This is a genomic window from Microbacterium sp. VKM Ac-2923 (genome assembly GCF_022815605.1).
Lineage (GTDB): Bacteria > Actinomycetota > Actinomycetes > Actinomycetales > Microbacteriaceae > Microbacterium.
In genome coordinates this window covers 498,180-511,474 of sequence record NZ_JALGRP010000002.1, presented here as the reverse complement: position 1 = coordinate 511,474, position 13,295 = coordinate 498,180, and the positions used below count along the sequence as shown (strand labels likewise).

Genomic DNA, 13,295 nt, shown 5'->3' with positions numbered 1-13,295 from the left:
GCCGAAGTTGTCCTTACTCCGGTATCGACAGATGGAGCCGAGCCGGCCCACCTCGAGTCGTCATGCGTGTGGAGCAAGCCTGCACCATGTGCTACTCATAAGTAGCGGGCCTCAATGGTTTCGTGGATGGAGGAGCCATGCATCGTCGCCCCACAGCCCGCCGCTACCCGCGGGTTGGTACCGCCGCCGTCCTCGCCGCGGTGACGGTAGCGGCTGCGGGCTGCGCCCCCACCCGAAGCGTGGAGGCGTTCTGCTCGACCATGGACAAGCACAAGACCGCCTACCTCGAGCAGATGAACACCGCCGATAGCGGCGGCCTTGGTGGGCTGTTCACGGCTGTTGGGGCGGTGGGGGACCTGAAGATCATGTGGGACGAGCTCGCCACGGTCGCCCCGTCCGAGATCCAGCCGGACGTGGAATCAGTCGCGGAGACCTGGAAGAAGCAGGAAGACAACGCCAGCAACGGCAACTGGCTCGGCTCCCTCTCCACCGCGCTGCTCAACACGAGCGCCATCTCCCGCGTCGACGCGTTCGTCCGCGACAAGTGCGACACCCGCCCCTGAATCACAGACCAGCACGACGTATCCGCTCACCCGAAAGGACCACACCTATGAGCTCCGAGAACCCGCGACCTTCTGCTGGCCGCGAGATTGCCTCCGAAGCCGCCTCCCTCGCCGTCGAAGCCACGAAGCACGCCATCAGCGGGTTGTTCTCCACGGCCCTGATGTACATCGGGCTCTTCCTCACCATCCTGCTCCCCATCGGCGCTCTCGTGGTCGGCGTGGTCACGCTGCTACTCGCGCTACGGACGGGCCGCTCGAAATTCATGCCGATTCTCACGATCATCGGGGGCGTGGTGTTCTCGATCCTCTTTAAGAGCCCCTTCGGTCTGCTGCCCGCGATCTTCGCCTCCATCTGACGTCGAAAGAGACGGACGTCCTGAACGCCGCAGCCCTCTGGATGGCCGGCACCATCCTCGGCCTCGCCATCTGCTTCGCCGGAATCTTCAAACTCGTGGTCATCGGCTACTACCCAAACGGGCACCTCCCAGCCCTCCTCGCCGCGATCATCGGCCTCGTCATCGCCGTCCCGTGTCATGTCATGCACCGCCGAGCCAAGGAAGAGAAGTAGATGGACGTCCGCGCCGCCGCCCGCCGCCGTGCTGGCCTGCTGAGGCGCAGCACGCTTGTGGTGACCGCAGCGTTGTCGCTGGTAACGCTCGCCGGGTGCGCCGCAGCGCTGGATCCGGCAGGTGGCCGCGACACCCCGATCGAGTCGGCACCGGGGAACCCGGCCATGGTGGATGCCGCGTGCGCGACGTCGCTCGAGAACTACACCGCCTCGCTGGAGTCATCGTCGACGGGACGGGAGCACCCCGGCAACTACACCGTGCGAGCGGCCACCACAGCTGACTTCGCCACGCTGCTTCCACTCGGCACCCTGGACGGCACCCGGGTCGACTGCGTCATCTCGGCGTACAGCTCGATCGTCGAGTCGACGCAGATCACGGGCGTGGTTCTCAACCCATCGGCCGACGTGGTTGCCTCTGTGCGGGACGCCCTCACCGCGGCGGGGTGGGAACCGGACGTTATCGAATCGGGTGTGTCGTTCCGGGGGCCGGAGCCGGAGATGTCCGGTGCGCAGACCTACGTCCTCGATGCCCCCACCGCCGAACGGGTCGGCGTCCCGATAGGCGCATTCGCCGTAATCGCGGGCAAGTGGGACCTCTGGGGCGCGTTCTGAAACACCACACACTCCCTTCGTCCACCTATCTGACCAACACCCGTCCCTACCGGAGCCTTCTATGCAACCCGCACGGCCTCTGACTATCACAGCCCTCGCGCTCGCGCTCGCCGCCGCCCTCAGCCTCCCCTCCTGCAGCAGCAGCAGCGGCGAGCCAGCCCAACCCGCCCCACCGGCCGCCGCAGATCCGTCGACCACGGCCCCGCAGCCCACAGCGGAACCGGTAATCGCTTTCACAGATGTCGTCCTCAATAGTGACGTCGTGGAAGCGTTCGGCGCGCAGATCGTGCTCGTCCGGGGAGACACCCGCGGCATGGCTACCCTGTACTCCCTGGCCCAGCAGAACCCTGTCACCCTCGCGCTCGACGTCGAGCCAGATGAAGCGGTCGAGGGTGTGAGCTGGGCGGTCGAACAGGAGCAGGACGCCGAGCCGCTTGCCGTCGCCCTCGTCTACATCACCACGGAAGCGTCGGGGCTCAACGCCACCGCCGACAGGATCCAGATGCGTGTCTACGACGACACGGGCACCGAACTCTCCCGCACCGACCTCCCCAGCGATATCACCGGCACACCGTACGAACCCGGTGACCTCGGCGGCGCCAAGCCCAGCCGCTACCTCACCGTAATGAACGGCACCGCCGTCTTCACGACCGAACTCGCCGACGACACCTACGCAGTCCTCGGATACGACGTCGCCTCCACCACGGAGAAGTGGCGCACGGTCGGACCGGAAGAACCAGAGCGAACCGGCGCCCCGCTCGCAAACGGCTGGGTAGCCCTCGACTGGCAGGACGCGCTCGCGGCCTTTGACCCAGCCACAGGGAATGCGCAGTGGCGATCGGAGCAGATGTCGAGCGTCTACGCGCACGGCGTCGCGCCGTTTCTGACTGGTTATACCTCGCCGGCCGCCTGGAGTGGCCCTGATCCCGTCGAGTTCATCGACGGTGCGACCGGCGCGATCATGTCGATCCCTGACGGGTTTACGAACTACGGCGTGGATCGCATTACCGGCGAGTCGGCATTTCTCTGGTTCGCCTCAGACTCAAGCCCAGCCGACAAGCCGGGTCTTCTCGTTCGCAGCGCGGAGGGCGCTGGTGTTTTCTCCCTCGATGCTCAGAAGACAGGAGCCGCGGGCGTCCAGGACATCCTCGCGATGTGGAATGGGCTTATCTGGGTCGAGACGAGCGCTGGCAAAGACGTTGTTCTTGCCGCAACCGGCGCCCGCGCTCCCGGCATCTCCGGCGGCGGCGAGGTCTACCGGATTCCCGAATACGCGACGCCGGACTGGACGATCACAACAGTCGACGGGGGAACGTTCGGAGGCGACACGCGCATTCTCACTCGACACCCGGGCGCCGATCCGAGCCTCGAAACTCTCAATGTCCAGACAGCTCCACCATCGACACCATAAGCATTCGACGCTTTGCTTCGAAGTATCGGGAAATCGTTACATTCGGGTGTAAGGTTTTGCTCATCATGGCAACCAAGCACATCGCACAGATCACCGATGACCTCGACGGCACCGTACTCGAGCAGGGCGAAGGAAAGCGGATCACCTTCTCCGTCGAAGGACGCGCCTACGAGATTGACCTCTCTGCCACGAACGCCGACAAGTTCTACAAGGCGCTCACGCCGTATGTCGACGCCGCCCGCTCCGTGAAGAGCGGCGCAGCGACTCGGGTCGGTCAGACTCCCCGCCAGAAGAGCGACCTCGACCTTGGCGCAGTGCGCGAGTGGGCACGGGCCAATGGGCACACCGTCAGTGACCGCGGCCGAGTACCGTCGATGATTGTCGACGCGTACCTCGCCGCCACGCCCTGAATAGTGTCGAAAGTCTGAGTCCTAGACGTCGGGACTCTTCGCAACCCGGCCCACGATTATCAGGAGCATGCGGCCACAGGTGCATGACAGGTGCACTGCAGGGCCAGGCTCCCTCGCTTTCGTTCCGCGCCTCACCACGAAATCGTCTCGTGGCCGCTTGCATCACGTCGTCTGCGCGAGCGCGTGTGAGGAGGCGGTCTCAAGCGTGTCAGAGATAGCGCGTCTATGATCACCCACATGAACCCGCAGCTCCCACTCCTTGTGTACGACGGCGACTGTGCGTTCTGCGCGACATGGGTACAACGACTTAGTAACTCCTTCGGCGGGTTTCACGCAGAGCCCTGGCAGTGGCTGAATCTCGATCGGCTAGGTCTGACCGAAGGTGATGTGATGAGTGAGGCTTGGCTCGTAGCGAAGGGGCAGCTCCATCGGGGACACGCTGCGTTTGCTGCGCTGCTACGCATGCAGCCTCAGATGGGATGGAAGCTCCTGGGAAGTTTGGTCGTCGCCCCACCGTTTTCGTGGATCTTCGGCGCCGGATACTCCCTTGTCGCACGCCACCGGGATCGACTCCCCGGAGGTACGCCCACCTGCGCGATGCGGCCGCCGACCAACTGAAACTCTCTCGCGATAAGTGTGGTGTGGCAGGCCGTCGCAACCTCCGCGAGTCGAACATTCTTTTCAGATCCGCTTCTGTCTCGTCCGTCCGGTTCGGACCGCAATCGGAACGGTTCGAGGTGCAGTCCTGGTCATTGGGGGACCCAAGCATCGACTAGGGCGAAGCTGACCGCGTAACGGTGTCGAAACGTGATCGCAACCAGTCGTCCACCCTCCCGGCTTCCCAAATCGCCCGAGCCAATGTACGTTGCTTGGTGGGGGGCACGCGCTTGTGCAATGCCCTAAAGATAAAGGAGATTGCTATGCAGGCTGAAATTCTTGACGTTCAGGCATTCGCAAACCAGGAAATGCGATGCGCAATGCCGGGTGCACAGGGTGATGCGACGAACCCCGCAATGACGACGCCCGCGTTCGTCACTGCCGCCCAGTTCGTCGTCCAGGGAAGCACCATCTGCCTGGTCTGCTGAATTTGAGTAGCAACTTCTGCCGGAGACCCCGACCTTGGGGTCTTCGGCAGAAGTCATGATAGGGGGGGCTAAGTGGGAATCTTACGAAGGCGGAAGCTGAGGGCGCAGCCCGCGCCCTCCGTGGCGCAGGCGAGACAAACGGCGATAGATCAGACGTTTCTACCTATCGCAATCGGGCAAATTCTTGCATCCATTGAGGCCCTCGCTATTAAGAAGCTGTACGAGGATGACGGTCTCTTGCGGGGAGTGTCGTCTATCGGTCGACCCGCGGAAGGTGTGGCCGGGAAAGTCCGCGTACTCATTGATTCACCGCACACGCCGCGAATTCTTGCAACGGCCACATTGGTTGCGTCGGGCACTCTGCTGATGAGTCGGGGGAGGCGGCGCACGCAAATTGTTGCCGCGGCTGTCATCGCCCTTGCCAACCGTGTCAATGAATTTCGTACGCCCTACGGTCGCGATGGGGCTGACCAAATGACGGGTATCATCACGCAGTATAGGACCCTGTCTGCGCTCGTTCCCGATCGGGAACTTTCGGATGATTTGTTCCTCCGGGCACTGAACATACAGGCCGGACTCAGCTACTTCGTCTCGGGGATCTCGAAGCTCTTCGGGTCGAGCTGGGTTCAGGGCGACGCGATCGGAGAGATCCTTCAGACCGAAGCATACGGTCGCGGCCCGGCGGCGAGCGTGCTGCGTCGATTCCCGCGGGTGGTGCGCTTACTCACGTGGGTTACGCCGTTATGGGAGGTCGGATTCCCAATCGTCTACTCTCTACCAAGTCGGTGGGCGCACATAGCATTGATAGCAGTCAAAGGTTTTCACGTTGGTGTGGCCACTGTCATGGAGCTCCCGCGGTTCGTATGGGGCTTTGCAGGCTCCCATGGCGCGGTACAGTATGTCGTCGACCAGCGTCGTCGCGGTCACCACTCGCTTGGGAAGTTGGAACGCAGCGTTCTCACAACGGCTGGCGTGGCGGTCAGCGTCAGCGTCGCTTACGCAGCCTCGCAGCGTGAACTTGATATCGTGCGCAGGCGAGGCCTGAAGGGTACAAAGGTTCTTGACGTCGGCGACGGACTCGTTGAATACGATCTTCGGAGTCCGACAGGTTCTTCTATTGCCGCCGGCGAAGCTCCGATCATAATCCTCGAGGCGGGTCTTGGTAGCCCTCTGGCGTCATTCTCTTGGCTTGCTGAGATGCTGTCAGAGCAGCATCATGTGCTTTCTTACCATCGCTCCGGATACGGTCTCACGACATCGAAAAAGTCTCCAGGTGAGCTCGTTTCTGAACTCCTGGCGCGGGTCGACTCGACGGGCAAACTCATCTCGGTCTCGCACTCGATAGGTTCCCTTGTCGCAGCGACATATTGTGCGAGCGATCTAGGCGGCCGGCGAATCGAAACAATTGTCATCGTGGACGGCACGGATCCTGAAGTACTAGCGCAGGACCGTGCCGATCGTCGGCGTCGGGGAGCGTTCTTGCAGGCCCAACTCGGGTCCATGTTTGTTGCGCTGAGCGGTGTCTACAATTTCGTACCGAACGCTATTTCGCGTCAATCCGCCTACGCTCCAGACGATCAGATGGGGGTTATTCAGTTCAGTTTCTCGCCGGGTAACATTCTGCGGGCGACGGGTGATTACTTCGCGATACCTACCGCCGACGCAATTCAAGCCCTCAAATCGGTTGGTCGCCGTAGGGTCATCGCCTCCAAAGAATACGAGAAGCAAGAGATTAGTCTTGCGAGCAGTCTGGATGCGCCATTCACCTTGATCGAAAATTCCTCGCACCGCTCCATCTTGGGTTACCGTGCGTACGCGCAACGTGTTGCGGACATCATCCGGGAAGTGGTCTGACATGCAGTCGAAAATTGTTCGTGGCTTGACCGGACTCGTCTCAATTGCGCTCACCGCCCATCTCGTGGCGACGTCGTTGCAGAACACGCCCGACTCGTACAATCTCGATCTGCGCCGCTACGTCGGGGGTTGGACCATCCCTGGATGGCGGTTCTTCGCCCCCAATCCCGGAGTGCACAACGTCCACTTGCTAGTCCGAACGAGTAGTAGCAAGGATGCTGAGGAACCAGGGGATTGGATCGACGTCACGCCCGCGACTGAACACGGGATCCTGAATGTCCTACTGAACCCGCGGAGCAGGGGGCCAAAAGCTCTTTTCGATGCCATGCAGCAATTGTCGGTTATGCAGGTCAATCACAGCGCGATGGATTGGATCGTGACCAGCTTGCCTTACCGGTTGGTGGCAGACGCAACGAGAGGCCTGATCCGGGACAAAGAGGCTAATCTGTTCCAGTTTCTTCTCATGAATTATTACCCGGCCGCGCCGCCTGATCAGCGGATGCTGCCTGTTCTCGTCTCTGAGTGGATTCCTATCCGCCCGGCTCTGGAACTGAGCAGATCTTGACACAGCAGGTTCTGCCCTCATACCGCGGATCGGAACTACACGTACACGTGTCGGGGTCCATCAGCGCCTCCCTCGTGCCGTGGTGGATCCATTGGTTGCGTTACACAAGTCCGAGCGTGATAGTCAATGTTTCTGTATCCGAGAATGCGCAACGGTTCGTCTCCGTCGAAGCACTCAAGCACCTCGCCAACGGGGAGGTCTGGTTAGACGCATGGGATTACCCGAGCCTGAGTACGGCTTGGCGTGCGGGTCGCACGGGTCTTTCTGAAGGCATCGTCATATTTCCCGCCACTCTCGACACGGTGATGCGTCTCTCGCAAGGACGGTCGGACACGCCAGCGTTGATGATGATGCAAATAACTAAAATTCCTATTGTCATAGCTCAGGTGTCGCCGGCGGAAAATGAGATTATCAGTCACTGGCGGAATATTCTTGCCCTCCGTCCCAACGTATTCTTCGTTCCGGAGATCGAGGGTGTGCGTGCTGACGATCGAACCATTGCGAGTAGTGGCTTCAATCTGCCCGGTGCTTTGGACATCCTGAACGCTTTCCTCGACGAACCACCGGCCGGGCCTTGACATTCAGGCAAACTTGGAGAAAGACGCACCATGAAAACGTCCCGCCTGATGATCGAGATGACGAACGTCAACGTGGTGGTCAATGACATCCAACTGCTTCCGCGAACCAATCTTGGAGCGACCGCAGGGCAGGTGACGGCGATCAGGGGGCACAACGGTTCCGGCAAGTCGACACTTCTGCGCGTCCTCGACGGCTCGTACGCGCCAACTGAGGGGAGCGCTCTAGTGGCCGGACGTGACCCTCGCCTGCGAGATGCAAAATCGAGGCGGTGCACGGCATCGATGATCGGATTGCCGCCGATGGCGCCCGATCTTACTGTGCGGGATCACGTCGAGCTCGTCGCTTCCACCTGGTACGACGACGCCGAGGAGGTGTCCGACGCCGCCGACGGAATACTCGAATTGCTGCGACTACGTGATCTGGACAAGCGGTTTCCGCATGAGTTGTCGTCTGGACAGATGCAACTGTTCGGTCTCGCCCTCATACTCGTGCGGCCATCAGAGGTACTGCTCTTGGACGAACCCGAACAGCGACTCGACCCGCAACGGCTGGGCTATGTGATCGACGCGCTTCGGCAAGTACGGGACGCGGGCACTGCCATCATCATCGCAACTCACAGTGACGTCCTATCAAGCGAGTTGGCAGACTCGGTCGTATGGTTGCGGGCCACAGGATGAACGTCCGATTGCAGCGCGTATGGCAGATTTGGCGTGGGCGACGACACCACAGCCCCTCCGCAGCGGCGTACCTCGTGTATGCGGCCGTGCTGGTCGCCGCAGTCGTCGTAGTCCCGATCGTGCGCGCCATTTGGTTGGGCCTCAGTCAGGACTCTGTGAGCACGTACATTGCTTCCGGCCAAGGCGCAGTCACGATCACAGGGCTCATCACCTTCATCTGGGCATCGATGGCCGTGGCCGGGGTGTACCTAGGTCCTGCTGTACATCCACCCTTTTTGGCGTTTGCCACCGCTGGCAGTGAATTACCCCGCACCAAGGTGTTCAGGCGTCCTCTTTCAATAGCATTTGCCCTCGTTGGCGCTGCGTTCGTCGTCGCGGCTGGTGCGTGCGGGGCGGCTCTCATTTTCTCTGGAGCATGGTCGCCGCTACGTGCATCGCTATTTGTGGTTGCCGGTTTGTTCTCCGGCATGGTGGCCGCGGTCTTGTGGTTAGCCGGGCAGTGGTCCACGCGAGTCGCCATCGGCGCGAGCGCTGGTCTCGTCGCGGAGTATGCGCTTTCTCTGGTAGCGCCAGCGTTCTCGTCTGCGCTGCCATCGGCTTGGGTGGGCTATGTCGCTCTTGGCGAGGGAGGTCCGGCGCCTCTACTGGCTCTCGCGGTCGTGTCGGCCGCACTTCTTCTAGCCGTGCCGCGCCTGCTGACGCTGTTGACCGTCGAAGGCGTGCTCGAACAGTGTTTTCGTAGAGACGCAACTATAAGTAATGCCGCCGCCTTACAGCTGGCCGAAGTGTCAGCACTGTATCAAGCAAAGCCGACGAGAGGCCGGCATCGTCGAGCAGTATTGAGGAGCCGGTCGACACCGCTCAGGTTCTTCGTAGTGGATCTAGTAGGCGCGATGCGAACGCCGGGGCGCGTCCTAGCGGGGGCGCTGTTCGCAATCGTGGGCGGGATCCTTCTGGCGGTTGCGGTCACAACGGGTGGTGGTCTCGCGTCCCTATCAGGTGGAGTTGGTGGTGTTGTCCTCTATGCCGCTCTCGGACCCTTCACCGACGGGGTCCGTCACGCCTGCGCGACCGTGTCTGAACGCAGTCTTTACGGCATTCACGACGTCAAGTTGCTGCTTGCTCACGTCACGATGCCTCTCGTGATGGCACTATGCCTGCTCACTATAGGAGTCGTAACTGCATTCCCTCTTTTGGTCGCCCTTACGATCTCTGACATTGCCTCGGTTTATCTCACCGGCTTCATTGCCCTAGTATTGCGGATCAACGGGGCGCTCAAGGGACCGCTGCCGCTGTCTTATCTTGCCGCGGTACCAACCCCGTTCGGCGATCCGATGGCAATCATCCGTGTCGCGTGGGCGGTGGATGGTCTTCTAATTGTTTCCACCGCAGGGTTCCTTGCGGCCGACGAGTCAGTCTCCCCCATAATCCTGATGGCAATTCTAGCGACAGTTGTGTTGATCGGTGTTTACCGATGGCGACGGAGAGAGTATTGAAAAGGTGTGCATGACTGTCCAGCACTCGCGCGCGCGTGTCGAATGGACATAACCCACCGTTGATGGGGCTTCGAAGAAGCGGCAAGTCTTTTCAAGACGGATCTCTCCTGGCAATTGCGTGTGCCACTTGCTCTCGCTCGTGACGTCGCTGGGCGTCACCTCGGATGTGGAATACGAGCATCGAGCCCAAAAATGGCAGTTGCATGAGAACGAAAACCCAAAAGAACTCGGGAACATAGACGTCCTGGCGATTTTGAACTACCACGGCGTCGAAGAGAGTTGCGACCAATACGGCGATCCAGAGCACAACAATGATCGGCATGACAACAACCCTGCACGAGAATTGCTCAGACGTCTAGCGTTCTGGCTCCGTGATTCTTGACGCTGCTGATGCGTGCGATCAACCCAGGTGCCACCCCTCGGTGACTTCAGTCGACCGATCGGACGGTTGGCTCGGCGCACGTTTCGTCGTTCACTGGCTACAGCGGGTGATGCAGTTCAGTTCTGGCACCCGCCCGTGCCCTCGTTGCTGGCCCGCGGTCTCGCAGAGAACATTCGAGTTCTCGGCCGCACCCGTCAAGGAGGTGACCCGCCCATGAGCGAGTCCAACACCACCACCCCGCCCGCCTCGCCTGCGTCCGCCAACGGACTCGGCTACGGCCCGATCAAACCCCTCGCGGTCAGACTCAACGAGTCCACCCGCACCCAGCTGGACATCATCGCTCAGCTCAACGACCGGACCGTCACCGACGAAGTCCGCCTCGCCGTCGAAGCCTGGATCGACAAAACCAAAGCCGACCCAACCATCCAACGCCGCGCACAAGACGTCCGCGACGAGATCGAACGCGAGGCAGCGGGCAAACGCGACGCCATCGCCGCCATCTTTGACTCTCGCCCCGAACCGAAGACCTCGCGCGCGAAGGCCTCGACCACCTGAGGTACGCGCCTCCCACCCGGCGGCCGGCTCGAGCACGTCCGTTCACGGACGCAGCTCGCCGGCCGCCCCGACCCAACTCCGTTGCTCCTGAGAGCGAGACCTCGTTCGTGCTCTGCGATTCCACGAGAACCATGCCGGTTCCCGGTCGCACGCACGAACGAGTCGGCCTCTTGAGCATGTCGATCTGGTTCGTCGAATGGATCGGCGAGTTGCTCTTTAGTGACGCCGCGACGTCTGCTACTCCTTCACTCGCCACCCGGGCGGTAGGCCAAGGTCGGCACGGGGCCACCTGATCGAGGGATTGAGCGCCCGCGCTGCAGAGACATCGAGCAGGTTGCCAATCAGAGTCAGCGCGACGTCGAGCGATAGGAGGACCATCTCCTCCTTGGCCGTCATCCGCGCATGGGAGATGCCTGGTTCCGACGTCTCGGACAACTCGAGGTCAGATGCTTGGATTGCCCGCAGCTGAGACGGGTGGGCCAGCCCAGATAAGTACTGCCAGACGGCTCGAAGTGATGCCTCGGGCGTCGGGTGCAGCTCGTCAACCTCGTCGAGGACAGCGCGCATCCTCTGAACGCCGCTGGTCACTTCCTTGACGTTGAGATGGGACTCCTTCGCCACATGAAGCAGGCGGTCAATCCGTTCATTCCTGGTCGCGTGTGCCTGCCGCTGTCGGGCCTTGTACTTGCGTTGCTCTGGCCTATCCTTCGGGCGATCCTTCAAGAACTCGGCGATCAGGCTCGCCTCCTCGCGGGCCTCCTGGACCTGCACCCGGAGGGCTCGGGTGCGCCGCACGGCGGGATTCGCCGGACCGATAACCCACAGGCCGACCGCCGACGCCTCGAGCGCCTGCCGGGCAACCGGGTACACCCCAAACAGAGGGAGGCGAAGGCTCCCTGACGGGTCCCGCAGTACCAGTTCAAGAGCGCCAAGCGCGTCGAGTGCCATCCCAATGGAATGCCCCACGAGGTGGGACACATGGAACGGATTCAGGGCATCGTCATCCGCGCGTAGGTCCGAGTTGACTGCGGCGAGGCTGGGGACTCCCTCCCCAAGGTGCCTCCGCAGGGAAGCAATCATCTCAAGGCGATAGCTCAGTCGCTGACGAAGAAGCAGCGTCGGCTCGAGCTGGTCTCCGAACCACTCAAATTCAGGCTCGCTGCTCCTTTGAGTTCCCGATCGCCGGAACGACTCAATACCCATGTGTTCGATCCTTCATGTAGAACCCGAGAATCCAGCCTGATGGTTCAACCCCCATCTGCATCCAGAGGGGGTGCGCTCTCAGAGCGGGTGATAAGCCAAGCGCGGTGTACCTCTCCTTCGGCAATGCCCAGCTCGCTCCGACGGTAGCTCCGAATCGGTACCCGCCGAATCTTCGAATTCAGAGACACTGCGACACGCTGACTCAGTGCCCTTGATGCAGTGTTCTCATCTTGGATCGCCAACACGATGTCCCGATGCGGCTCAGCACGCGCCACGGCGCGCACGAGCGCGAGACCGGCACCACGTTGTCGAGCCTGCGGAACTACCGCCACCAGCTGAACAAACACAGGCGCAATCTCCGTACGACCAGCGAGCGCAACACAGAAGCCGATTGGATCACCCGAGATGTCCGCCATAAGCACGATCTGCTTCTCGACCTTGGAGACGTTGAACCCAACATTGTGGATGAACAGCGACTCGCACGTTGCCTGTATCCAGCACATCCGTTTCCCGTCTTCAACATTAGGCAAAGCGGCGCGGACTTCGACTCGTGAGTCGGGCAATGATGCAAGCCGCTTCTTCCAGTCCTGAAAAACGGGTTCTCTGCGCCACGGGTCTGTGCCTGGCAGGCTCACGAGCGCCTACCCAGGCCCGGCAGGCCGCCCCCCACTGCACGCACGCTCGGTCCAGACTGCTCCCACGCCTCTGACGGCAGCTTGTATCTGGTTGACAGGTCATCTCGGAGCCGGGCGCGGGCGTCAGCCCGAAGTACCTCACGCCGAGTGGCATCCGCCTCAAGCGCCCTCTCGCTGGGCGCGGAAGTTGTTCGGCGCCGAGTGTCATCCAGCGCGACACCCGGCATCGAAGACACCCTGGACGATGATTCGGGCTGCGATTCGTCGGTTCGATACCCGGTACCGCCACAACGGGTGCCAGACGGACCATCATGCGCACAGATGACGCCCGTTGCGGTTGCGGACGCGAGCCTGTGACACATTAGACACTGGACACGAAACACTCTGACACCTCCAAGATGACGAAACACCGGTCTACGGCGAACCGCTGCGGACCCGTTATCCACAGAGTACGAGTAGCCTCCGAAATTGGGACTCGAACCGGGGACATTCGATGAGGTCGGTGAGGCCGCAATATATCTGGATGTGCCACCCCGTATCACTCGCCGCAGCCGGCGAGGAGAATCAATGTACTTGAACTCCCATGACCAACTTGAGTTCGCCACGATCAACTACCGGTGAAAGCTAACCTGGGCCACGGGCGAAGCCTGACACCGTCCAGTGCCAGCACCCGATCCGCACCACTCCAAACTCGCACGAA

At 61.4% G+C, this 13,295-nt stretch carries 17 protein-coding genes; 15 read left to right on the top strand and 2 right to left on the bottom strand.

Annotated elements, in window-relative coordinates:
* Window positions 1-137 precede the first annotated feature (137 nt).
* The 15 genes from MT347_RS05585 to MT347_RS05515 all read left to right on the top strand — a co-directional run bounded on the left by MT347_RS05585 (window position 138) and on the right by MT347_RS05515 (window position 10,757).
* Window positions 138-563 carry a hypothetical protein gene (locus tag MT347_RS05585; RefSeq protein WP_243498883.1) on the top strand — a complete coding sequence of 142 codons (426 nt, stop codon included), beginning with the start codon at window positions 138-140 and terminating at the stop codon, window positions 561-563.
* Window positions 564-610: 47 nt separating this feature from the next.
* On the top strand, window positions 611-919 hold the full coding sequence (locus MT347_RS05580) for a hypothetical protein (protein WP_243498881.1): 309 nt from the start codon (window positions 611-613) through the stop codon (window positions 917-919).
* A gap of 41 nt (window positions 920-960) precedes the next feature.
* Window positions 961-1,131: a hypothetical protein gene (locus tag MT347_RS05575; RefSeq protein ID WP_243498879.1), complete on the top strand. Its 171-nt coding sequence runs from the start codon at window positions 961-963 to the stop codon at window positions 1,129-1,131.
* Window positions 1,132-1,743: a hypothetical protein gene (locus MT347_RS05570; RefSeq protein ID WP_243498877.1), complete on the top strand. Its 612-nt coding sequence runs from the start codon at window positions 1,132-1,134 to the stop codon at window positions 1,741-1,743.
* Between the two features lie 262 nt (window positions 1,744-2,005).
* Window positions 2,006-3,154, top strand: a complete 1,149-nt coding sequence (locus tag MT347_RS05565) for a hypothetical protein (RefSeq protein ID WP_243498875.1) — start codon at window positions 2,006-2,008, stop codon at window positions 3,152-3,154.
* A gap of 65 nt (window positions 3,155-3,219) precedes the next feature.
* Window positions 3,220-3,564: an Lsr2 family protein gene (locus MT347_RS05560; protein WP_243498873.1), complete on the top strand. Its 345-nt coding sequence runs from the start codon at window positions 3,220-3,222 to the stop codon at window positions 3,562-3,564.
* A 225-nt stretch (window positions 3,565-3,789) separates the two neighbouring features.
* Window positions 3,790-4,182 carry a DUF393 domain-containing protein gene (locus MT347_RS05555; protein ID WP_308194210.1) on the top strand — a complete coding sequence of 131 codons (393 nt, stop codon included), beginning with the start codon at window positions 3,790-3,792 and terminating at the stop codon, window positions 4,180-4,182.
* 302 nt (window positions 4,183-4,484) lie between these two features.
* Window positions 4,485-4,649 (top strand): cypemycin family RiPP, encoded by a 165-nt coding sequence (locus MT347_RS05550; protein WP_243498869.1) that lies wholly within the window; start codon window positions 4,485-4,487, stop codon window positions 4,647-4,649.
* A gap of 474 nt (window positions 4,650-5,123) precedes the next feature.
* Window positions 5,124-6,503 (top strand): hypothetical protein, encoded by a 1,380-nt coding sequence (locus MT347_RS05545; protein ID WP_243498867.1) that lies wholly within the window; start codon window positions 5,124-5,126, stop codon window positions 6,501-6,503.
* A 1-nt stretch (window position 6,504) separates the two neighbouring features.
* Window positions 6,505-7,068, top strand: coding sequence for a DUF5819 family protein (locus MT347_RS05540; protein ID WP_243498865.1), 564 nt, complete (start codon window positions 6,505-6,507; stop codon window positions 7,066-7,068).
* Window positions 7,026-7,646, top strand: a complete 621-nt coding sequence (locus tag MT347_RS05535) for a CypD family RiPP peptide-cysteine decarboxylase (RefSeq protein ID WP_308194209.1) — start codon at window positions 7,026-7,028, stop codon at window positions 7,644-7,646. The genes MT347_RS05540 and MT347_RS05535 overlap by 43 nt, the downstream gene beginning before the upstream one ends.
* Before the next feature lie 30 nt (window positions 7,647-7,676).
* Window positions 7,677-8,324 carry an ATP-binding cassette domain-containing protein gene (locus MT347_RS05530; protein ID WP_243498861.1) on the top strand — a complete coding sequence of 216 codons (648 nt, stop codon included), beginning with the start codon at window positions 7,677-7,679 and terminating at the stop codon, window positions 8,322-8,324.
* Between the two features lie 155 nt (window positions 8,325-8,479).
* The gene (locus MT347_RS05525; protein ID WP_243498859.1) at window positions 8,480-9,820 is read left to right on the top strand and encodes a hypothetical protein; all 1,341 of its coding nucleotides are present in this window, start codon (window positions 8,480-8,482) and stop codon (window positions 9,818-9,820) included.
* A gap of 127 nt (window positions 9,821-9,947) precedes the next feature.
* Window positions 9,948-10,202 carry a hypothetical protein gene (locus MT347_RS05520; RefSeq protein ID WP_243498857.1) on the top strand — a complete coding sequence of 85 codons (255 nt, stop codon included), beginning with the start codon at window positions 9,948-9,950 and terminating at the stop codon, window positions 10,200-10,202.
* A gap of 213 nt (window positions 10,203-10,415) precedes the next feature.
* A complete protein-coding gene (locus MT347_RS05515) occupies window positions 10,416-10,757 on the top strand; it encodes a hypothetical protein (RefSeq protein ID WP_243498855.1) in 342 nt (113 codons plus the stop codon).
* Window positions 10,758-10,994: 237 nt separating this feature from the next.
* On the opposite strand, the gene MT347_RS05510 is transcribed toward MT347_RS05515, so the two are convergent.
* Window positions 10,995-11,960: a hypothetical protein gene (locus MT347_RS05510; protein ID WP_243498853.1), complete on the bottom strand. Its 966-nt coding sequence runs from the start codon at window positions 11,958-11,960 to the stop codon at window positions 10,995-10,997.
* Window positions 11,961-12,004: 44 nt separating this feature from the next.
* Window positions 12,005-12,376, bottom strand: coding sequence for an N-acetyltransferase family protein (locus MT347_RS18535; protein ID WP_374206504.1), 372 nt, complete (start codon window positions 12,374-12,376; stop codon window positions 12,005-12,007).
* Window positions 12,377-13,295: the final 919 nt, after the last annotated feature.

Coding starts and splice junctions, on each gene's coding strand:
- MT347_RS05585 (WP_243498883.1), top strand. CDS start 138: ATGCATCGTCGCCCCACAGCCCGCCGCTACCCGCGGGTTGGTACCGCC.
- MT347_RS05580 (WP_243498881.1), top strand. CDS start 611: ATGAGCTCCGAGAACCCGCGACCTTCTGCTGGCCGCGAGATTGCCTCC.
- MT347_RS05575 (WP_243498879.1), top strand. CDS start 961: ATGGCCGGCACCATCCTCGGCCTCGCCATCTGCTTCGCCGGAATCTTC.
- MT347_RS05570 (WP_243498877.1), top strand. CDS start 1,132: ATGGACGTCCGCGCCGCCGCCCGCCGCCGTGCTGGCCTGCTGAGGCGC.
- MT347_RS05560 (WP_243498873.1), top strand. CDS start 3,220: ATGGCAACCAAGCACATCGCACAGATCACCGATGACCTCGACGGCACC.
- MT347_RS05555 (WP_308194210.1), top strand. CDS start 3,790: ATGATCACCCACATGAACCCGCAGCTCCCACTCCTTGTGTACGACGGC.
- MT347_RS05550 (WP_243498869.1), top strand. CDS start 4,485: ATGCAGGCTGAAATTCTTGACGTTCAGGCATTCGCAAACCAGGAAATG.
- MT347_RS05545 (WP_243498867.1), top strand. CDS start 5,124: ATGACGGGTATCATCACGCAGTATAGGACCCTGTCTGCGCTCGTTCCC.
- MT347_RS05540 (WP_243498865.1), top strand. CDS start 6,505: ATGCAGTCGAAAATTGTTCGTGGCTTGACCGGACTCGTCTCAATTGCG.
- MT347_RS05530 (WP_243498861.1), top strand. CDS start 7,677: ATGAAAACGTCCCGCCTGATGATCGAGATGACGAACGTCAACGTGGTG.
- MT347_RS05515 (WP_243498855.1), top strand. CDS start 10,416: ATGAGCGAGTCCAACACCACCACCCCGCCCGCCTCGCCTGCGTCCGCC.
- MT347_RS05510 (WP_243498853.1), bottom strand. CDS start 11,960: ATGGGTATTGAGTCGTTCCGGCGATCGGGAACTCAAAGGAGCAGCGAG.
- MT347_RS18535 (WP_374206504.1), bottom strand. CDS start 12,376: ATGGCGGACATCTCGGGTGATCCAATCGGCTTCTGTGTTGCGCTCGCT.